A 20940-nucleotide genomic window follows, 5' to 3' on the forward strand; every position below is an offset into this window, starting at 1 on the left:
CAGGTATTAGAAAAAATGGAAAAGGGCAGGACTATTTGTAAAGCACTAGCGGATACTCCTGACAACCATGAGTCATAGACTAAGACACTAAAGCCAGACAGAGGTTGAATTCCTAATTTTCAAAACCCGAAGCACAATTTGAGTGTAATATGACATTTTCACTAAAATGTTGCATACAATACAAAATCTTTTAGATACAAGCTTTAATTGATGACATAGATCAACCCGTTGACTGATAAAACAAACCATTTTTGCATAAACCCGAACATATTTTTGTAAAAAAATCGCGAAATTATGACTTCAACTATTGAAAAACCTGCAATAGCATCCATCCCCATACGTGAACGCATTGAAATTTTAAAAAAATCGGCGCCTAGTTTTCAGGTAGCTTCTTCGGTAGAAGATCTGATAGAACTTGCTACAGGAGGAAAAGATCAAAGCTCATTTGAGGTGGCCTATGAGCTCCCCGATGGAAAGTCTACGTTGGAAGCAAATGTTGTGCGTGTAAAAAATGGGATTGCTGCTAATTATCCGGACGCTTACCTCCGAAGAAGGGATCCCGATAGTATGGCAATAGCCGATGATTATCCCACAGATAAAGAACGGTTTTCAGACCGCTTCGGGTATAGTTTTGAATCTCTTAAAGATGAAACTTTTGACTGGCTGAGCCAACAGGACCTTGCCATGTTTTACTTCCATGCAGGTAAGCCTGGGTTGGGATACGATGGAGTGGCCATCATACCTGCCAATGCCGGTTTTTTTGGACTAGGACTGGCTTTACTGCAAGGGATACTGGATCCTCAAAATCTGCCTGAGGACTTCGATCCTAAGGCGGCCATTTATGTGGCTCCTCCTTTTCGTCATACACATTTTGACGGTAAACAAGTAGTGGTACATGAACGTCAACCGGACCAGTACGAAATGTTTTCCTACAACCTTTACCCTGGTCCAAGCGCTAAAAAAGGGGTATATGGCATGCTCATCCATTTAGGCAACATTGAGCATTGGATCACAGCACACTGCGCTACTGTACGGGTAGTTACTCCATATGATAACGTAGTCACCATCATGCATGAGGGCGCCAGCGGAGGAGGAAAAAGTGAAATGCTGCAACAACCGCACCGGCAAGTAGATGGCAGTCTTCTACTGGGTGAAAATGTAATTACCAAAGAACGGTTAACCTTAGAACTCCGCAGAACATGTGATTTGCAACCGGTAACTGATGATATGGCCTTATGCCATAAGAGTCTGCATAAAAATGACAAAAAACTCACGTTGATGGATGCAGAAGAAGGGTGGTTCTTGCGCGTAGACCATATCAAAGAGTATGGAACCGATCCATTACTGGAACGTATCACCGCAAAACCTCCGCAACCGCTTCTTTTCTTAAACATTGAGGCTGTACCAGGAGGACGGGCATTGATCTGGGACCATGTAGAGGACAAACCGGGTGTTCCTTGCCCTAACCCAAGAGTGATTATGCCCAGAGCAGCTATGAAGGACATTTATAATGATGCCGTGACCGTAGATATAAGAAGCATGGGTATACGTACGCCACAATGTACCAGCGAAAAACCTACTTACGGTATCATAGGTATGATGCATGTTTTACCCCCTGCACTAGCATGGCTTTGGAGGCTTGTAGCCCCCAGGGGACATGCAAACCCGAGCATTACTGACACCAAAGGGTTGACCAGTGAAGGAGTAGGCAGTTTTTGGCCATTTGCAGCTGGCAGGCGAGTGACACAGGCTAATTTAATCCTGGAACAGATGCAGAATACGCCTAAAACGAAGTACGTTTTGTTACCAAATCAGCACATAGGTGCCTATAAGACCGGATTCATGCCACAATGGGTAAGCAGAGAATACCTGGCAAGAAGAGGAAACGCCAACTTCACCAGTGAACAGGTATCTCCCTCCAGATGTAGTCTCCTGGGATATGCACTAAACGGTATGCGTGTAGAAGGTGACTATATATCCAGAGGACTGCTAAAAGTAGAATCTCAACCTGAAGTAGGAAAAGAAGCGTATGATCAGGGAGCACAAATACTGTCTAATTTCTTCCATGAAGAATTGACCAAATTTTTGGCGGATTATTTGAATCCAATGGGTAGAAAAATCATTGAATGCTGCATGGACGGAGGTAGTGTAGAGGATTACGAGGCATTTAAATTTTCATAAAATGAAGATCTGCTGGCCTTAATTAAACAGGTGTTGTCTGACTTTAAGCATATGGACAATACAACTACTTAAGGTTTGTGGTGAAACAATAGTCTTACAACAGGTTAAATAGCTCTACCCTTAGGTAGGGCTATTTTTTATACTTAAGAGCGGATATAAAGCTTCGGAAGCAAAGAAGTCTATAAAAAATATTATTGTTACATTTTCCCCGCCCAAAAGGTATCTTTAGGAATGTCATACCAGAGGGGCTCTTAAACGGGAAAGTGAATTATTCCATGTAAGTAAAAAAGGTAGTCCATCAACGGACCACCTCCTACTATTCAATAATAATATCTTGAAATCAAGCCAGATCAAAGCGGTCAAGGTCCATCACTTTGGTCCAGGCAGCCACAAAGTCCCGCATGAACTTCTCTTGGGAATCCTCGCATCCGTAAACCTCGGCCAGGGCACGTAGCTCTGTGTTTGAACCGAAAATCAGGTCGGCACGGGTTCCTGTCCACTTCACTTCTCCTGTTGCACGATCACGACCTTCAAATACGTCTTCCGACTCCGAAATTGCCTTCCAGGTAATACCTAGATCAAGTAAGTTGACGAAGAAGTCGTTGGTGAGCGCCTCCGAACGTTTGGTAAAGACACCATGTTGCGATTGATCAAAGTTGGTATTAATGACACGCATACCCCCCACAAGAACGGTCATCTCAGGCGCGGTCAATGTCAATAACTGCGCCCGGTCCACCAGCATTTCTTCTGCTGACGCTGTATACCGAGCACTTAAATAGTTACGAAAACCATCCGCTGTAGGCTCCAGGGCTTCAAATGATTCTGCATCCGTTTGTTCCGGAGAAGCATCTGCACGCCCAGGAGTAAAAGGCACTGTCATATCGTACCCCGCATTTTTAAGCGCTTTTTCAATGCCTGCGCATCCACCCAGTACGATCATGTCTGCCAGTGAAACCATCTTATCACCCGACTGGGCACTATTAAAGCTATTTTGGATATTCTCAAGGGCTTCCAATACTGTGGCCAGTTGAGCAGGATTGTTTACTTCCCAATCCTTTTGTGGCGTCAAACGAATACGAGCGCCGTTTGCACCACCACGTTTATCAGAGCCACGGAAGGTAGATGCTGAAGCCCAGGCAGTAGATACTAATTGAGACACTGACAGGCCTGAGTCCAGTATTTTGCCTTTTAGTTCTGCAATATCCTGAGCATTGATCACTTCATGTTTAACAGCAGGAACAGGATCTTGCCAGATAAGCTCCTCACCAGGAACTTCTTTACCGAGATAAAGTGCGATCGGTCCCATATCACGATGCGTTAATTTGAACCAGGCCCTGGCAAAGGCGTCAGCAAACTCTTCCGGATTCTGATGGAAATGCCTGGAAATGGGCTCATAGATAGGATCCATTTTTAAGGCCATATCTGCAGTAGTCATCATAAGCGGCTGGGTCTTGGATGCATCACCAGCCCTAGGTGCAGTTCGCGCATTAGAGGCTGCCGTAGGTGTCCATTGATGCGCTCCGGCCGGACTCTTTGTTAATTCCCAGTCGTAGCCAAACAGAACTTCAAAATAGTCGTTATCCCACTTTGTTGGATTAGGTGTCCATGCACCCTCAATACCACTGGTGATGGTATGGTCTCCATGACCACTGCCAAACGTATTTTTCCAGCCTAAACCTTGTTCTTCGATTCCGGCACCTGCGGGTTCCCTACCCACATATTGTCCTGGGTCAGCTGCACCATGGGCCTTTCCAAAGGTGTGTCCCCCCGCAACAAGCGCCACCGTCTCTTCATCATTCATTGCCATACGACCAAACGTTTCGCGAATGTCTATGGCTGATTTAAGAGGGTCCGGATTACCGTTAGGGCCTTCCGGGTTCACGTAGATCAGTCCCATCTGAACGGCGCCAAGCGGGTTCTCCAATTCACGATCGCCGGTATATCGCTTATCCCCTAACCATTCGGTTTCAGAACCCCAATAAATATCTTCTTCAGGCTGCCAAACGTCTTCACGTCCACCAGCGAAACCGAATGTATCAAAACCCATGGACTCCAGGGCGCAGTTACCCGCCAAAACCATAAGGTCTGCCCAGGAAATTTTCTTTCCATATTTCTGCTTGACCGGCCAAAGCAGTAACCGGGCCTTATCCAAATTACCATTATCGGGCCAGCTGTTGAGCGGTGCAAAACGCTGGGTGCCTGAGCCCGCTCCACCACGGCCATCAGAAATTCGGTATGTACCTGCACTGTGCCATGCCATCCGAATGAAGAAAGGTCCATAATGGCCGTAGTCCGCCGGCCACCAATCTTGTGAGTTTGTCATGACATCGTAAAGGTCCTTCTTTATAGCATCCAGGTCGAGTTTCTTGAACTCTGCCGCATAATTGAAGTCTTCACCCATCGGGTTGGACAAAGAGGAATGTTGACGAAGGATATTCAGGTTCAACTGATTTGGCCACCAGTCACGATTTGACGTGCCACCTCCGGCGCTGTTTTTTAGCCCCCCGCCTAAAAACGGACATTTACCTTCACCGTTAACATTATAGGGTGTGCTTGAATGTTTGTTGTCTTCCATTTTTGATGTAGTATATTGTTTTCCGGATATAATTAACGAGAATATTTACGGCAACTATCATTTCCTTATTAGGGAAATCTAAACTCATAGCTCAACTTCGACACTTTATTAAGTTACAGAAATATTGTTTATTTAAAAAAGACGCTTTAGCATCTTGATATCACCTGACCTGCCATTCTTAAGTTAAAAGCTTAAGAGTCGTTTGACCTGTTGGATCAAACGAGGACGCTCAAAGGGTTCTACACTGGTTAGGTACAGATACCTGCAAAAAGCAAAAAAGCTGGCAGAGCAAAAGATCTAAGTCATAAACTCATGATACCTTATTATACCACCAGCGCAATGCTTACCACATAAGCTCAAGCATAACCTCACCTTTGGCAAGGCCTTTGGAACACTCAATGTCATGATCTATACTCGCCGTTCAGGGAGTCCACATGATTTATAAGCAATAACCAGAAAAAATGAATAAAGTTACATTGATATTCGTGCCGTTCCTGGCAATTTTTTCTAGTAGCAGGCTAGAAAAAGTGGCTTGTACTTTCAAAGTGCACTCCCCCTAAATACTCGTGGTGAGGAAGTAACAGCCAGTTAAAGGATGGTGAATTTCAGTACATCTAATTTTAGATCAATGAATTTGACTACCAGTTTAAGACTGATATATTGGACAAGAAAAAAGTAAACCCAACTTTTTAAATCTAAACCTATGAGTAAAAACACCTTTTTCGTTAGTATCTTTTTAATGCTTCATCTTTTAGGAAAGGCACAAAGCCCGGATATTCTTTACCAAAAATTTTCTAAAGGTTATGACATTTTAGATGCAGCACTTATCAGTAACCTTTATGCCAGGGATGCCGAATTGATAAACCTCTATAAAAATGCAGCACCCAAATCTTTTAAGGGTAGAAAGGCCATTTTAAATTTCTTTGAAAGTCTTTTCAATTTGGCTGATGAAGAAAGTAAGTCATTAAAAATAGTCTTTAAAATCACGGACAGGCAGGAAAATGGAGTAAGTATTCTGGATAATGGTTTCTATCATTTATGCGTTTCTTCCGCCCACCATGAAACCTACGACCGGTACGGGAAATTTTCCATTGTTTTGCAAAAAGAATCCGGAGAATGGAAATTTTTCACCGACGCTAATTCATCGGCTACCCGGGAAGAATTTGAAAAGGCTACTTCTATAAACCCGTAAGTTCTCAACCATGAAAATCACTCCTATGGCAATTTTTAGTAAAACTGGCGACAGCAGGCGCTAATAGTAATATGTGAATCATATTTTTCATCAGCCCCCATACAGCTTCGTCCCTGATATGCTGCTGACAAAGCTATTGAATTCTTCTTCCTGGAGTGGTATCGATGAGTTTTAGAAGGGAAGAAATGTCAGGTCCTTAAGAAGAAGCAAAAGTTCATCAATGGGTTTTAATGAAAAAAGCACTGAGAGTTAAAACGAAAATAGCCCGAAAAATCGAGCTATTTCATACAGTGCGCACGAAAGGAGTCGAACCTTCACGCCCGAAGGCACTGCCACCTGAAGACAGCGCGTCTACCAATTCCGCCACGTGCGCATTCAAATGCAAACCCTGATCGTTTGTCAGAATTCTCATCGAATTAGTGAAAATAAAGTAGCCCATTTAATCAGCTACGTAGTTTCAGCTTTGGTATCTGCGAAAGTATTCAATAAAACATTAACAGTCCAGTGGTTTACACTTTTTAGCTGGCTGACTATTATATTTAATAACGAACTCGATTATCCATAAACCTGATAAAACTCATGGCTGGGCGCCGACTTACCTTACCGCCCCATCCATCCACCATCAACTGTCATAATGGAACCGTTCATATAGTTTGAAGCAGTACCGGACAGGAATACGGCTGGCCCTTTGAAGTCTTCAGGTTCACCCCATCTGCCTTGAGGTATCCTCCCAAGTATTGAGGTACTTCTATCTTCATCTTCCCTTAGGGCTTTTGTATTATCAGTAGCAATGTATCCCGGAGCAATTCCATTAACATTTATACCTTTAGAAGCCCATTCATTGGACAAAGCCATGATAAGCTGACCTATGGCTCCCTTACTCGCAGCATACCCCGGCACTGTAATACCGCCCTGGAAAGTAAGTAATGAAGCAATGAAAATAATTTTACCTTGTCCTCGTTCCAGCATGGTCTTACCTATTTCCCTGGATATGATAAACTGGGCATTAAGATTAACTTCAATCACCTCATCCCAGTACTCATCAGGATGCTCAGCGGCAGGCTTTCTGAGAATGGTACCGGCATTGTTCACTAAAATGTCTACAGGTGACGCCTGTTGCTTTATTTCTTTTAAAAAGGCATGAAGTGCCTTCCGATCAGTAAAATCACATTGGTAAGCTGAAAAAGACCTTCCCAGCCCTTTCACTGACTTTTCCACATCGCTTCCGGACAATTCTAATGAAGCTGAAACTCCTAAAATATCAGCGCCCGCTTCAGCAAGCCCTTCGGCTATTGCTTTACCAATACCCCTTTTACAACCCGTTACCAAGGCCGTTTTTCCTTTCAAACTAAATTTATCTAATATCATATGAATAGAGATCTTATCTTATCTAAAACAATTGGTCCGTTTGTACTTTTTTCCTGACCTACCGCAATGCATTGATATCTACTGCATCCATATCGGTAAAGGCCTTATTTTCACCTGCCATCCCCCAGACAAAAGAATATGCAGAAGTACCAGCGCCCGAATGAATAGACCACTCAGGAGATATCACAGCCTGTTTGTTATGCATTACCAAATGCCGGGTTTCTTCTGGGTCACCCATAAAGTGTATTACTACCTGGTTTTCAGGCACGTCAAAGTAAAAATAAACTTCCATGCGTCTGTTATGCGTATGAGGGGGGAAAGTATTCCAGATACTTCCCGGTTTCATAGTGGTAAATCCCATCACCAACTGACAACTTTGAATACCATCTTCGTGTATGAATTGATAGATGGTACGCTCGTTACTGTTTTCCTGCACACCCAGATTAACTTCATTAGCATCAGATTGGGCGGCCTTAGTGGTAGGGTACTCTTTGTGGGCTGGACAGCTGTTGACAAAAAACTCAGCGGCTTCATTGGCCGACTCACTCGCAAAGACCACATCTTTACTTCCCTTTCCTATATAAAGGCATTCTTTTTTCTGGAGATCATATTTTACACCATCAACGATCACGCTGCCTGCACCGCCTACATTGAAGATACCCAACTCTCTACGTTCCAAAAAATATTCTGATTTGGTATATTCTTCAAACGAAGGTAGGGTGATGGGTGCATCCACAGGGACAATGCCCAAGGTAATCATTCGATCATGCATAGAGTATACACATGATATTTCTCCGGGTTTCATCACCGAATCAATCAGATAATTTGCTCTTAACTGATCAGTGGTATAGTTTTTCACATCTCCTGGATGTGCAGCGTATCTTATTTCACTCACAATTTTGGAATTATAGTTTCTACATTTTCATTCAATTGACCTGGTAATTTTTTGAGTTGGTCTCTAAACTTTCCCTTATCGGAAAATTCAGAGTTTTCTCCCTCCCAGCCTACACAAAATATAAATTGGTAAGTACCCTCTATAGATTTACTTAAATAAGCAGTATAAGTATCGGTTACTCCTTCGGCTTCCGGGGATTGTTGATCGTACCCGGAAAAGTGTTGTTCAGACACCAGCACTGCCATACCGAGGTTATCTTTATTTTCACTTTGTTTGCCGAAAGTGTAAAGGGTATTCCATCCATCCTGAGCAAATGTAACCTGTGGCACTTTTGCAAGATTTACAATACCAGTTGCCAGTGTATCTGCTTTAGCTTGTGCACCTCCTTTTAAAGCTATCTCACTTCTGTACCAGCGCTGACCAGCCCAGATCGACAAGGTTTCCGTCAAATCATAAGTTTCTCCTTCTACCTCCCACCCCGTGTATGACAGACGTATTTTAGCTCTTAAAGGACCATCTTCAACGATCTGGAATGTGGCCGACTCTGTTGGTCCCAACCGGTAGACTTTACCATTCTTTAACATGGCAAGGGCACCGGCGCCCAACGATGTGCCCACCTTTAATACGTCCATTCCCCAGGGCTGGAGTTCGTGATAATTTCCTTTCAGACCTATTTGATCTGCTATCAACTGCCGTTTTACTTTACCAAAGATGTCTTTACCGTTTCTACTGTCAAAGTAACTGCGGAATGCTACCACATCGCTTTCCCATATGGGGCCCTCACACTGGTATAAAAAGGGATAACTTTGAGCAACATGATCTGAAGGACGTTTATTTTCAGTTACAGAGGTAAATTGGCCATTACGTTCGGGACTGTGTCCCAGATAGGCATTTGCTCTGGAGGGGAAAGTTGGATACTCAGCAGCAGGCATGTACGTATAATTTACATCTATTTGCTCTCCCGGTTTAAAAGAAAGCTGCAGTAACATTTCATCCCATATCCCATCCTGATCGAGATCATTATATTGTGTGGCTAACGTATCTTCTTTTGCGACCAGAAGTACCTTTTGATCATTGGTAAGGTCTGGAAAATCACTCCGTCTGACGGTCAAACCTTTTTCTTCAATAGTCGCTTCACTTGTATTTCTGAAAGAGATCTGATTTGGCTTCTCACAGCAAATCAAACCAGTGCTTATTACAAAAAGAACGATAAAATTTTTCATGAGGAAGGTATTTACTGTGTATTTATTACACAGTTATAAACTTAAACAATTATACCCATTATCACCTCATGCTGACACATATTTCAATCTCTGTATTTGCAAATATCAGAGCCAAGGTAAGTTTTTCACATTTTTATTAAACCACCTTGTGCACTCCACTCCGTATGTGATCTAGCTTTTATTGCCTTTATTTAACTCATAAAGTTCAGGCCCGCCCTTGACACCAACTTTCTTTTCTTTGGTATTTCTTAACAAACCCGTTTGCAAGATCTTCTTTCTGAAATTTCTACGGTCCAGTGATTCCTCTAAAATGGTTTCATAGAGGTCCTGAAGTTCTTTTAAGGTGAATTTTTCGGGAAGGAGTTCGCCAAAGAGTAAGTTTTCCTGTAGATTTTTTTTAAGTACATGAAGTGCATCTTCCGCCAACATATTGTGATCAAAAGCCAGCGGTGGTATGTCTCTTACCGGAACCCATTTTATGTCCGAGATATAATTTTTAGGAATGACAGGGTGGTTTTCAGGTTTGATCAAGGCATAAAAGCTGACGGTAACTACGCGCTTAACAGGGTGCCTGTCTACACGACTATAGCAACGGACCTGTTCATGATGTATGTTATTAATTCCAGTGAGATTGAAAAGGACAAAATTTGCGGCCTCTTCCAACGACTGCCCTTCATTCATAATACCACCGGGTAATAGCCACATATCTTTGTAGGGCGGAATAGACCTTTTAGTCAACAGTAGTTTAAGTTCGTCATTTTGAAAGCCATATATGGCACAGTCTACCGTTACAGTACACTGATAAGACGACTCGTTTACTTTGATAACTGCTGCAGTTCTCTTATTATCCATAATCTGAAGTTACTGCTCGAATTTAACAATGTTTCAGTAAGGTTGTATGGTAGCAACACCGATCTTAAAAAGTAAAAACATTTGGGTCTGCTTCTTACCAAATTCAATGATTTCACTTATATGACCCACAAAACAAGTTGAAGAACCCGGACTATGGAATGGAATATATTTAATAAATGGCATAATACACAACAGCTCAAAATACGTTGAAAATATACTCACTGACTGGGTTAACTTCACTTATATCCTATCAATAGATCACTCCTCTTTCACCATAAAAAAGTAACTTTTGCCTGTTCTATTTTGCTTTTTGGGCGAACCCCAGAATATAATCATTGATGTCCTTAAAATAGAATTCCTTCATTCCGTACCACGTTGTTTTTAACCGGGTCACCTTCTTAACTTTCTCTTGAACAAAGGCATGTAGCTCTTCAATGTGATCCACTTCCATATAAAATGACACAGAAGCGCCCATGACGTTACTTTTTGCAAAGTGCAGGTCCTGCCTAAAACTTTCAGTATGCTGAAACATCATCTCCACCTCATCTTTTTTTACCAGGGCATATACATAGTTTTTGTCTTTTGAGATGACCTGTTCAATACCATCTTGCGTATCAGGTACTGCCATTACCAGCGAAAAACCTAAAACGGATTGGTAGAACGCTACCGTTTCTTCAACACTTTTTACTTCAAAATTTGGGGTAAGTTTAAGTATTTTCATCACTTTAATTCGTTTGATCCATTATCACAAACTTAGTTTTCCTTAAGTGTTGAAAATTGTAAATATCGGTCGTTTTGATTCTTGCAAAGCACTTTGGGAGTTACTCCCGTGTAGCGTTTGATCTGTTTAATAAAATGAGACTGATCGAAGTATTCCCTTCCGGGATATAGGTTTCCTTTGGCTATCTGGGGGTATGACGCATGGCATTTCAGAATACTTGAGAAATTTTTAATAGAAAGCCCAAATTGTCTGGTGAAGTACCTGTTCATCTGACGACTGCTCCAATGAATTTTGTCAGAAAGCTGTGCAACGGATATTTCGCCTTTGCATTCGTACAAAGTTTTAAAAAGGTCAAATTTTCTATGATCAATTTCTTCCAGGTTTTTTAAGCCATGTAACGTCTGCTGTGAAAAGGCGTCAGCAAATGCCGAAAAGTCGTCTACCGGAAGTTTGTCCACTCCTAAAAAATCTATTGGTAATACTATTTTTCTATTGAGGAATGAGGTAACTGGCTTTTGGAAAATGTACTCAGAGGCGATAAGTTTACACTGAATCCCGATCAATACCGAATCTTCCGGGATATGAACCGCTATTTGCCGGGTCCAAACGCCAGTCAGCGATACTTCCCATAGGACTCCCTGCCTTATTTCAAGCACCAGGTCAAAAAAGCCATCCGGAAGAATATCATAGGTAAGCGCTCCTTCCACATTTTCAAATTTCCAAAAGCCTTTGATAAAATGAGATAAAACTCCCGTTACTGGTATTTCGCTAAAGTTCACCGGCTCATTTAAATAAAAACTTATTCATCTTTTAAACACTTGACAGGATCAACCATCGCAGCTTTTATGCTTGTATAGCTTATAGTACCAAGCCCAATAACCACCGCCAGGATACTGGTTAGAATAAAATCCATGCACTGATATCTGTACGGTAAGAAAGATTTTGTAGCCAGGTTCGTACAACTAAAATGGCCAAAGGGCATCCTAAAACAAGGGCTATGAGAATCCATTTTCCAAAGTCTTTCAAAAATAGGAATAGTATACTCCCTACACTACCTCCTAACACCTTTCTTACCCCAATCTCTTTTAAACGTCTTTGTGTAACAAATGATGACAGACCCAGCAAGCCGATACAGGCAATGAATATCACCGCCATAGTAAGAATGATCAATAGCTTGCCAAGACGTCTTTCTTCCTGATCAATCTCCTCGAGGGGTCCTCTATTATGATCGCTTCCTCTTTTTCAAAACCTAGTGTCATTTTTTGCATATAACTAAGTTGCTTATACACAATTATTACCCCAATGATCAAGCTGGTGGATATGGTGAATTGAATAACGACCAGGATATTCTTAAAGTTGATGTCGCTTTTAGATATTTTGATGACACCTCCAAGGGCTCGCAACACTGAAAGACGAGCTAAAAATAAAGCTGGATAACCACCGCCTATTAACGTGATAACAAAAAACAAACCTGTCAAAAACAAGCCTATTGACCAATAATCCCTGATAAAAACGTGTCTTGATATGTAACTGCTAAAAGAACCGGAAAGCAGTATAACACAACCCAGAGATAGTATTACAGCCATAAAGACTGTAATAGCAGATTCCTGGAGAAACTGCATTCCCAGGCTATACTTACCTAATCCAAGTGTCTTTTTTACTCCAACTTCCCTGGACCTGCTAAATCCGGCGGCTATCGTAAGATTTATAAAATTCATTAGTGCAATGGCAAGTACCAGCACCCCTGTGACAATCAGAATAATAGTATTTTGATTGTTCCCATTGGATTCTATTTCCCTGGTAAAATTCGATTTTAAATGAATACTGGTAAGCGGCTGAAGAAAATAGCGCCACTCATCTCCGTTTTCTTTCAGTTTAGTATATTCCATTTGATAATTCGCCGCTATTTGGGGGCCACATTGACCTTTATAAAGTCCGGAAATTTAGCTTCGGTTACACCCGGATGCACTTCTTCTCTGAGCTTTACATAGGTATAATATGTATTATCGGTCCAGGCTTGAGAGGTACTCCATGGGTCTGAGTAGGTAGACAACAGAATGTTATAATGAAAATGGGAGTTTTGCGGAGCATCTTCAGCAATTCCCACAACAGTGGACATAATATCGTTTCCCCATAGGGTTATTTGTATCACTTTCCCGATGATGTCATCTCTCTCTAAAACATCATTACCATAGTACTTTTTTGCAATACTTTCACTGAGCACGACTGTCCACTTATCATTTAATATATGATCCGGGTTTCCTTGCAAAAGCTTGAAATCAAAGAATTGAAAAAAGTTAGAGTCTGCTTCAAATACAAAATCTTCATTATAGATCTTTGGGTCTCCCGATTCCTCAAAGTGAGTTACTGAGATGTTTTGCCAATTCCATATCCTGGTAGCATCTTCCACTTCCGGAAATTCTCTGATCAATTTATCAGCCAACGGTGGGGGCGCCATACAGGAACTAAAATCCTGCCCGGCTAATGATATATTAGAACAAACACGATATGTGCGATCTGCATGCTTATGAAAGCTATCATAGCTAAACTCGGATCCTACCCATAAAAACAAAAACGCATTCAAGGTTAAGGCAAGTGCCAGCCCTAATACATTAATGACAGTAAAGAGTTTTTTCTTTTTTAATGACCTGAAAGCTACAATGAAATTATTTTTAACCAGGTCATATCTATTCCCGTAACGGTCTCCCCCTAAATTTTTTATGATCGTTGGACGCATTAGTTTAAGCACTTCCAGACAATAGATCAGTTTCGCTTTTTTGATGGAACACCGATCCAGGTTTTTATGGAATTCTTCTTCCATATCCCCTTCTATTTCTTCAAGGTAACGCTCCTTTACAAAGTATCTTAGTAACTTCAATGACCATTTAGGAGGAGTGATTTGATCCTGGCTGATCATGATATCTTAAGATCATGTGCAAATTTGGGGAGTGATTCCCAAAGTCTTGTTCTCACATCCTTCAACTCGGAAAGCACCCTGAAGGCATAAGGAGTAGCGGTGTAAATTCTCTTACGTTTGCCCCCTCTTTTTTTTGTTGCCTCTCCAAATTTAGAAGTGAGAAACCCCTTTTCTTCCATTCGTTTCAAAGCAGATTGAATAGATCCTACACTTAATTTCTCGTTGATCCTTTCTTCAAGCTCACCTTTTATCCTCACACCGTATGCATCCTCCTGAAGTACGACCACTGTTAATAACACCAGCTCTTCAAATTCACCAAGTTTGGTCTTTTTCATCTATTCTATTGTTTGTAACTACCATAGGATTAAAAAAAAACAGTGCATCACGTAAGCACCTTTATTTCGAGTTTGCAAGTTCCATATGCAGTATATAAATGCTATGAGCAACGCTTAAACCTAATTGTTTTCATTTCAGATAGAGCAGCATGTGCATAAGGTGTAGCTATGTACATTCTTTTGCGCTTACCGAACCTTCGTTCATCAGTTATCCCAAGAACTGAATTTAAAAATCCTTTTTTTTCTAAACGCTTTAAACAAGTTTGAACCGTACTTATACTTAATTTCTTGCCTAACGTTTTTTCCAACCTACATTTGATGGGAATACTGTAAGCATCATATTTAAGTATGATCACAGTAAGTAATATGAACTCTTCCAGTTCACTAAGTTTGTCTTTCCACATTCACCATATAATTCGCAATTGCAGTAAATATACAAAAACATTTTATTCGTAATTGCAGTTTTTATAATTTATTGACCTTCACAAAGCAGGAGGTTCTTTATGATGATGACTTTAGATACTAAATGCAAGAAGAGTCCGTTTCGCCACTTGAGGACAATGCTTTCTGCCTGCCAATAACAGAGCGCATCACAAGAACTCCAATACAGAGCTACCGCATAAAGATCAGGTAATCCTATGATCCTATGTACATCTCACGATGGGGAAACTACCACAGCCGTACCCTCCTTTGCAATGAAAACACTTTTTTTACTTTTCAGACAGCATGGTGAAGACGATGCAGGAGCAAGAAGCTATTTCACAATCGCCCGGCGCAAACCAGGTCGATTTACGCCTCGAGCCAAGGAGCTATTTGACCAGGCTCTGTTTACTATAGCGATATCCCCCGCTTCCAGGGAATAAAATCATCCTGAACCAAGCGTACGGAATGCGGAATTTTCCTACCACTAGCCACTTCTATCACATATTCCAATATTTCAGCTCCTTTGGTTTCTATGGTATCCTCTCCGGTTATGATAGTACCCGTATTGATATCAATAATGTCTTTCATCCTTTCTGAAAGCTTATTATTACTGGAAACCTTGATAACAGGACATATGGGATTGCCTGTGGGAGTGCCCAGCCCTGTGGTAAACAATGTAAGAGTAGCGCCGGAACCTGCCAGCCCTGTCGTAGATTCTACATCATTGCCTGGAGTACATAACAAGTTGAGCCCAGGCCTGGTAACTTGTTCTGTGTAGTCCAATACTTCTATTACAGGCGAAGTGCCTCCTTTCTTGGCCGCCCCGGCCGACTTCATCGCATCTGTGATCAAACCGTCTTTGATGTTCCCTGGCGATGGGTTCGCGTCAAAACCTGAGCCAGATTCAATGGCACGATCATGATAAGTACGCATTAATTTGGCAAATTTTTCTGCCATTGCTTTATCCGGGCAGCGATCCGTAAGGTTTTGTTCTACTCCATTTAACTCAGGAAATTCAGAGAGTATTACCGCCCCCTTTAAAGCCACAAGAAGGTCTGAAAAGTGACCAACCGCCGGGTTGGCAGAAATGCCTGAAAACCCATCTGATCCACCACATTCCAGCCCTACGGTCAGCTTGCTTAACGGAGCAGGCTTTCTGGTTAGTTTGTTAGCTTCTATTAAGCCCACAAAAGTTTTCTTAACTGCTTCAGCAATAAATTCAGGTTCTGAATTACTTTCCTGTTGCCCTAATATATAAAGAGGCTTATTGAAACCCGGGTTGATCTTTTTAATGGCATCCTGCAGAATATGTACCTGAGCATTCTGACACCCAAGACTTAACACGGTAGCTCCGGCTACATTAGGATTATCAAGGTATCCGGCCAGCAAAGCGCATAATGTGTCGCTATCCTGCCGGGTGCCGCCACAGCCCCCATCATGGGTCAGGAACTTGATACCATCCACATTAGGGAATGTCCTCCGGTGCTTTTGTTCATCAGCAGGTATCACAATCTCCTCTTGCAGCAATACATCGGCTGGTGAACCATCCTGGTAAGCGGAAACAAGCTGCCGGACATTGAGCAGATAATCCTGTCCGGTGGCATATCCCAGTTCCTCCACCATGGCCTTTCTGATCATCTCAATGTTTCGGTTTTCACAAAATACCAGTGGGATTACTAACCAATAATTCGCAGTACCTACTTTACCATCTGCCCGGTGATACCCGTCAAATGTTTTATCTGCGAAACGGGATACATCCGGCGCCAGCCAGGAAACCTCTTTTTCTTCAATGGTGTATTCCTGTGCAGCATGCACCACATTTTGTGTGGTAGCCACCTCTCCTTTTTGAATAGTATCTTTCGCCTTACCGACAAGTACACCGTACATTATTATCGGGTCACCCATTTGCACATCATGTGCTAAGAACTTGTGTTTAGCCGGTACGTCCGTCTTCATCCGGTAATTCTCACCTTCCAATTCTACTTCCTGCCCGGCACTCAGATCTTGCAGCGCTGCTATAAGGTTATCATCAGGATGTACTTTTAAAACAATGTTAGACATAATCTATCTGAAATCTTTTAAGTGTTTTGCTATAATCGCCATGTTATCATCCGGTTTATCTACGTTACGCGGATAATAATAATAAATGAGCTGCTCAGGTTGTAATGCCACCACTTCCGGCAAATATTTATCCATAAGTGCATTATTTTCAGCGGGCATGTTGTGATTCTCAATTAACAAAAGTCCTTTTTTGCCTTTGTTATGAGCCGCTTCCAGAAACATTTTTCCTGGGCCGCCCAAAAGGTTTTTACCATTTTGTTCTACCTGTCCTCCGGCATCAACCGGCCAGGGCCGCCCATCACACCCCAGGTAATCCAAATCTTTAATACCGGCCATTGAATCAATGACCTCTTTCCTCCAGTTGGCATAGGCAAACAAATTGGTCACCTTATCGGGGTAGTTTCGTTTGATATGGGCATTGATCCTGGTAAAAAAACCTGAGAAAGCCTCATTATGAGCGGAAACATCCTCGAGATTAGCGATGTTCTCCCTGGCACCTTCTGAAAAGTCCTTTTTATCATAGATTTTGGGTTCATCCCAAATGATACCCTTTATGTTCCAGAGTTTAAATATCTTATTTACTGCTTTTGTGAAAAAATCAAAGGTTTGTTCATAATGTATGCTACTATGCGTGCCCACGTTCCTATCCTTATAAAATGTGCCTTTTTCATTAATCATCCATGTATCAGGGTTTTGTACTGTAAAAACGCTTGGTACTTTGGGCGCTCCTGCCAGTAATCCGGCCCACCTTGAAGGAACGGCAAAAACCTCCATCCCCAGTTTATTAGCCTCATTAACTATGATCTCAACATTTTCAACAGCGGCCCTGAGGTCCTGTTCCAAGATTGCTACGGAAACTACATTCGTACCAATATCAGCCATCCATTTCAGATCTTCTTTCACCTGCCTTGGTACTAGCGTATACATGTGTGCTCTAAAATAGTAGGCATTCAAGGTCTTTTCAGAATTTCGCCCCCCCGGAGAAGCACATGACGCTACTTGAGGTGCAATACCCAAGGCAGCTGACCCTACTGCTGCTTTCTGTACAAAATCTCTTCTGCTTATTCCCATGATCCATCAATGGTTTTAAAATTGTCTTTTTCAAATACGGTTACTTCCTCGGTATAAAACTCCTTCCTGAGACTATGACCTGATGTATACAGCGTGATATCTTTCATCAATACATCGTCAATATAGCCTAGAGTAAAATAGGCCTGCCGTGCTGCCAGGTCAATGCTGGTTTCAAGCTTAGGGTAATTCTTGTTTCCCCGGGGTTTTTTGGCTCCGGAAAAATCCGTTTCAGTGGATGCATGGAAAGTAATGTTACTGAAGGTCAGGTTTTTTATGTGACTTTCCGGATGCCCGGAAACCAGTATTTTTCCATCGCTAATGATCTTGATATTGGAAAAGGAATTATTTCTTATCATGCCGTATGCCCGGTCCGGAACACGTTTGTCCACATCTATAAAAATAGGATATTCATACCGGTGCCGTGAATCGTTTTCAATGATCAGGTTGGTAAAGTTATTATGTTCGAATACCCCACCGTCCAACATAAACAGTGAAATGCCATAACGCGTTTTTCTGATCACAATATTAGAGAAAGAACAAAATCTCGTAGCCACATAGGAACCGGTACCAAATTTAATGGCTGCGTCATCACTTTCCAGAACGCAATTATTAACGACTATACTTTCTACGGTATCACGTCGTGATTTCAGGCAGATGGCGTCATCTCCCGTACTGATAAAACTATCGGAGATCATGATGTTTTTGCTATCTACCAGGTCAATACCGTCTGTATTCGGACCAAAAAAAGGATTGATAATAGAGATGCCTCTAAATTTAACATTCTCACTTTTTTCTAATCGTATAGTATGACTTGGTGAGTTACGGAATAAGACACCTTCTATGGTCATATTCTGACAGTTTGTTAGCCTTATCCATGGCTCCGGACGTTCCAGCGCCTTGTAATCTTCATCCCAAAATGTATCACCTGCACCATCAATTATGCCATCACCGCTAATAGACAGGTTTTGAAGGTCTTCCCCTCTTATGAAGGAAGGTTTTTCACCGGTATAATCTGACAGCGAAGTACTGGCCTGTAATATTGCTCCGGCCGCCAGATGTATTGACACCTGACTTTTTAAGGTGAGCGTACCACTGATGAACTTGCCCGCCGGAATATAAACCGTTCCGCCACCATTATCATAGCAAGATTGGATCGCCTTCTGGATAGCCTCCGTATCTAATGTGGTATCATTGGCAGTAGCGCCAAAATTAATAATGGTGTAAGGTCTCTGGTTTTCTTTGGAATTAAAACCAAAGCCAAAAAGTAAAATTAAGATACAGCCGCACAAAAAAGACATCCTATAGTTCATGTTTATAGGACGAATAGTCTCAAACGAACCCTTACGTACTATAAACCAAACTTACCTGGAAGCCAAAGGCTGATCTGAGGAAAATATGTCACCAGCAATAGCGCTAAGATCATGACTATAAACAGTGGCATAAGCGGTTTTATGACCTTTTCTATCGAGGTTTTAGCTACACCACAACCTACAAATAATACAGATCCTACAGGGGGTGTGCAAAGACCAATACATAAGTTAAGCACCATAACCACTCCAAAGTGTACCGGATCCATCCCCATGTTAGTCACCACAGGTAAAAATATAGGCGTAAAGATGAGTACTGCAGGGGTCATGTCCATAAACACCCCTACAAATAGTAAGATCAGGTTGATGATCAATAACACGACAAACTCATTGTCACTAACGCCCAGCAGGAAATTACTTACATCCTGGGGAATATTTTCAAATGACATTACCCATGACATGCCCATGGAAGTACCGATCAGCAGCATAACAATAGAAGTAGTTTTCACCGTTTCCAGCAGTACATCGGGCAGGTCCCGTACTTTCACCTGGCGGTAAATACCCATAGATAATACCAGTGTATATACAACGGCAATGGCTGAGGCTTCCGTAGCCGTAAAGATGCCCCCTACTATACCACCTATTACAATAAACAGCATTAAAAGACTGGGTAAAGCGTCTAACAATTTAAAGAAGGCGGTTTTCAATCCGGCGGCTTCTCCTACCGGATATTTTTTGACATACGCCCACACTCCCGCTATTGACATCAGAAATACACCTACCAGCAACCCAGGGAGATAACCAGCCACAAATAACGCCGCAATACTTACACCTCCACTGGCAAGTGAATAAATAATAAGGATGTTACTGGGAGGTATAATAAGACCTGTAGTGGCACTGGTAATATTGACAGCAGCGCTGAAAGGACGTGAATACCCTTCTTTTTCCATCCGGTTGATCATAAACCCACCTATTGCAGAAGCAGCCGCTACGGCTGATCCGGAAATGGCCCCGAAAAGCATGCAGGCCAGAATATTCACAAAAGCCAGTCCTCCCGGCAATCGACCCACCAGTACTTTTGCAAAATCAATAAGGCGTTCTGCAATACCTCCCCTGTTCATGAGCTGCCCTGCCAATATAAAAAAGGGTATAGCCAATAAAGCAAAACTATCCAGGGCCGTAGCCATACGTTGTGCCAGCGTGGTGATAGACGGCATCATCGGAATACTTACCAACATGGTAAACAATGAAGAGATACCAATGCTATAGGCTATCGGAACTCCAATGGCCAGTAGTAACAAAAATGAAAATACTAATATACCAACGTCTAAAAACTCCATATCAGGCAGGTGTGGTCATTTTATCTTTAACGTTATAAAAGCTATAAATCGTTATGAACAAGCCACTTAATGGGACACAAAGGTAAATATACCCTAACGGTATTCCCAGTGTAGCAGATCGCTGTTCTAATAAAAAAGTAAGGTATACGAGGTGTCCTCCGCCGATCAACATTACCGGGATCACAAACAGGACTACCATCAGATTAATAAAAATGTCCAGCTTAGCACGGCTTGCCGGCCCAAGCTTATTCGGCAATATTTCTATAGCAAGGTGTTGCCCCTTACCAGAAGCATAGGCAGCTCCTAACAACCCTAGCCAAATCAATAGGAATCCAGCCAATTCATCGGTAAAGGTGCTTGGCACTCTTATCACATAACGGGAAAATACCTGCCAAACCACATCCACGACCATGAGCGCCATTAATACAATTAATATCTTCTCTAGAAACTGGTCAATCTTTTTTCTCATTCCAGATCTT

18 protein-coding genes and 1 tRNA gene are annotated in these 20940 nt (G+C 42.0%); 2 read left to right on the forward strand and 17 right to left on the reverse strand.

Going from position 1 to position 20940, the window contains the following annotated elements; genetic code table 11:
• The first annotated feature begins 294 nt into the window (after positions 1-294).
• Positions 295-2181, forward strand: a complete 1887-nt coding sequence (locus FNH22_RS23020) for a DUF4914 family protein (RefSeq protein ID WP_143400809.1) — start codon at positions 295-297, stop codon at positions 2179-2181.
• 340 nt (positions 2182-2521) lie between these two features.
• On the opposite strand, the gene katG is transcribed toward FNH22_RS23020, so the two are convergent.
• The gene (gene katG / locus FNH22_RS23025) at positions 2522-4756 is read right to left on the reverse strand and encodes a catalase/peroxidase HPI (protein WP_143400810.1); all 2235 of its coding nucleotides are present in this window, start codon (positions 4754-4756) and stop codon (positions 2522-2524) included.
• A 703-nt stretch (positions 4757-5459) separates the two neighbouring features.
• Between katG and FNH22_RS23030 the strand changes: the two genes are divergently transcribed.
• The gene (locus tag FNH22_RS23030; protein WP_143400811.1) at positions 5460-5948 is read left to right on the forward strand and encodes a hypothetical protein; all 489 of its coding nucleotides are present in this window, start codon (positions 5460-5462) and stop codon (positions 5946-5948) included.
• Between the two features lie 291 nt (positions 5949-6239).
• On the opposite strand, the gene FNH22_RS23035 is transcribed toward FNH22_RS23030, so the two are convergent.
• The 16 genes from FNH22_RS23035 to FNH22_RS23115 all read right to left on the reverse strand — a co-directional run bounded on the left by FNH22_RS23035 (position 6240) and on the right by FNH22_RS23115 (position 20930).
• Positions 6240-6321: transfer RNA gene (locus FNH22_RS23035), tRNA-Leu, on the reverse strand.
• A gap of 227 nt (positions 6322-6548) precedes the next feature.
• Complete coding sequence (locus FNH22_RS23040; protein WP_143400836.1) at positions 6549-7313, reverse strand: SDR family NAD(P)-dependent oxidoreductase; 765 nt, start codon at positions 7311-7313, stop codon at positions 6549-6551.
• Between the two features lie 61 nt (positions 7314-7374).
• Complete coding sequence (gene kduI, locus FNH22_RS23045; protein WP_221420330.1) at positions 7375-8211, reverse strand: 5-dehydro-4-deoxy-D-glucuronate isomerase; 837 nt, start codon at positions 8209-8211, stop codon at positions 7375-7377.
• Positions 8208-9434 (reverse strand): DUF4861 family protein, encoded by a 1227-nt coding sequence (locus FNH22_RS23050; RefSeq protein ID WP_143400813.1) that lies wholly within the window; start codon positions 9432-9434, stop codon positions 8208-8210. Before FNH22_RS23050 ends, kduI begins: the two co-directional genes overlap by 4 nt.
• A gap of 171 nt (positions 9435-9605) precedes the next feature.
• Complete coding sequence (locus tag FNH22_RS23055; protein ID WP_143400814.1) at positions 9606-10286, reverse strand: NUDIX domain-containing protein; 681 nt, start codon at positions 10284-10286, stop codon at positions 9606-9608.
• Between the two features lie 298 nt (positions 10287-10584).
• Positions 10585-11007 (reverse strand): VOC family protein, encoded by a 423-nt coding sequence (locus FNH22_RS23060; protein ID WP_143400815.1) that lies wholly within the window; start codon positions 11005-11007, stop codon positions 10585-10587.
• A 32-nt stretch (positions 11008-11039) separates the two neighbouring features.
• Positions 11040-11786: an AraC family transcriptional regulator gene (locus FNH22_RS23065; RefSeq protein ID WP_143400816.1), complete on the reverse strand. Its 747-nt coding sequence runs from the start codon at positions 11784-11786 to the stop codon at positions 11040-11042.
• A 118-nt stretch (positions 11787-11904) separates the two neighbouring features.
• The gene (locus FNH22_RS23070; RefSeq protein ID WP_143400817.1) at positions 11905-12162 is read right to left on the reverse strand and encodes an ABC transporter permease; all 258 of its coding nucleotides are present in this window, start codon (positions 12160-12162) and stop codon (positions 11905-11907) included.
• Positions 12163-12173: 11 nt separating this feature from the next.
• Positions 12174-12896 carry an ABC transporter permease gene (locus tag FNH22_RS23075; protein ID WP_143400818.1) on the reverse strand — a complete coding sequence of 241 codons (723 nt, stop codon included), beginning with the start codon at positions 12894-12896 and terminating at the stop codon, positions 12174-12176.
• 14 nt (positions 12897-12910) lie between these two features.
• Positions 12911-13924, reverse strand: a complete 1014-nt coding sequence (locus tag FNH22_RS23080; RefSeq protein ID WP_143400819.1) for an ABC transporter permease — start codon at positions 13922-13924, stop codon at positions 12911-12913.
• Positions 13921-14259: a PadR family transcriptional regulator gene (locus FNH22_RS23085; RefSeq protein ID WP_143400820.1), complete on the reverse strand. Its 339-nt coding sequence runs from the start codon at positions 14257-14259 to the stop codon at positions 13921-13923. The genes FNH22_RS23080 and FNH22_RS23085 overlap by 4 nt, the downstream gene beginning before the upstream one ends.
• 831 nt (positions 14260-15090) lie before the next feature.
• Complete coding sequence (locus FNH22_RS23095; RefSeq protein WP_143400822.1) at positions 15091-16743, reverse strand: UxaA family hydrolase; 1653 nt, start codon at positions 16741-16743, stop codon at positions 15091-15093.
• A gap of 3 nt (positions 16744-16746) precedes the next feature.
• Positions 16747-17814, reverse strand: coding sequence for a twin-arginine translocation signal domain-containing protein (locus FNH22_RS23100; RefSeq protein WP_143400823.1), 1068 nt, complete (start codon positions 17812-17814; stop codon positions 16747-16749).
• Positions 17805-19124 (reverse strand): glycoside hydrolase family 28 protein, encoded by a 1320-nt coding sequence (locus FNH22_RS23105; protein ID WP_143400824.1) that lies wholly within the window; start codon positions 19122-19124, stop codon positions 17805-17807. The genes FNH22_RS23100 and FNH22_RS23105 overlap by 10 nt, the downstream gene beginning before the upstream one ends.
• A 38-nt stretch (positions 19125-19162) precedes the next feature.
• Positions 19163-20461, reverse strand: coding sequence for a TRAP transporter large permease (locus tag FNH22_RS23110; protein WP_143400825.1), 1299 nt, complete (start codon positions 20459-20461; stop codon positions 19163-19165).
• A gap of 1 nt (position 20462) precedes the next feature.
• On the reverse strand, positions 20463-20930 hold the full coding sequence (locus FNH22_RS23115) for a TRAP transporter small permease (protein ID WP_143400826.1): 468 nt from the start codon (positions 20928-20930) through the stop codon (positions 20463-20465).
• Positions 20931-20940 lie beyond the last annotated feature (10 nt).

This window comes from Fulvivirga sp. M361 (genome assembly GCF_007097395.1).
GTDB lineage: Bacteria > Bacteroidota > Bacteroidia > Cytophagales > Cyclobacteriaceae > Fulvivirga.

Excerpts from the sequence above, each read along its gene's own strand:
- FNH22_RS23030 (WP_143400811.1), top strand. The coding sequence starts at position 5,460 with ATGAGTAAAAACACCTTTTTCGTTAGTATCTTTTTAATGCTTCATCTT.
- FNH22_RS23060 (WP_143400815.1), bottom strand. The coding sequence starts at position 11,007 with ATGAAAATACTTAAACTTACCCCAAATTTTGAAGTAAAAAGTGTTGAA.
- FNH22_RS23110 (WP_143400825.1), bottom strand. The coding sequence starts at position 20,461 with ATGGAGTTTTTAGACGTTGGTATATTAGTATTTTCATTTTTGTTACTA.
- FNH22_RS23020 (WP_143400809.1), top strand. The coding sequence starts at position 295 with ATGACTTCAACTATTGAAAAACCTGCAATAGCATCCATCCCCATACGT.
- FNH22_RS23075 (WP_143400818.1), bottom strand. The coding sequence starts at position 12,896 with ATGGAATATACTAAACTGAAAGAAAACGGAGATGAGTGGCGCTATTTT.
- FNH22_RS23055 (WP_143400814.1), bottom strand. The coding sequence starts at position 10,286 with ATGGATAATAAGAGAACTGCAGCAGTTATCAAAGTAAACGAGTCGTCT.
- FNH22_RS23050 (WP_143400813.1), bottom strand. The coding sequence starts at position 9,434 with ATGAAAAATTTTATCGTTCTTTTTGTAATAAGCACTGGTTTGATTTGC.
- FNH22_RS23115 (WP_143400826.1), bottom strand. The coding sequence starts at position 20,930 with ATGAGAAAAAAGATTGACCAGTTTCTAGAGAAGATATTAATTGTATTA.
- FNH22_RS23070 (WP_143400817.1), bottom strand. The coding sequence starts at position 12,162 with ATGGCGGTGATATTCATTGCCTGTATCGGCTTGCTGGGTCTGTCATCA.
- FNH22_RS23105 (WP_143400824.1), bottom strand. The coding sequence starts at position 19,124 with ATGAACTATAGGATGTCTTTTTTGTGCGGCTGTATCTTAATTTTACTT.
- FNH22_RS23085 (WP_143400820.1), bottom strand. The coding sequence starts at position 14,259 with ATGAAAAAGACCAAACTTGGTGAATTTGAAGAGCTGGTGTTATTAACA.
- FNH22_RS23095 (WP_143400822.1), bottom strand. The coding sequence starts at position 16,743 with ATGTCTAACATTGTTTTAAAAGTACATCCTGATGATAACCTTATAGCA.
- FNH22_RS23100 (WP_143400823.1), bottom strand. The coding sequence starts at position 17,814 with ATGGGAATAAGCAGAAGAGATTTTGTACAGAAAGCAGCAGTAGGGTCA.
- katG (WP_143400810.1), bottom strand. The coding sequence starts at position 4,756 with ATGGAAGACAACAAACATTCAAGCACACCCTATAATGTTAACGGTGAA.
- FNH22_RS23080 (WP_143400819.1), bottom strand. The coding sequence starts at position 13,924 with ATGATCAGCCAGGATCAAATCACTCCTCCTAAATGGTCATTGAAGTTA.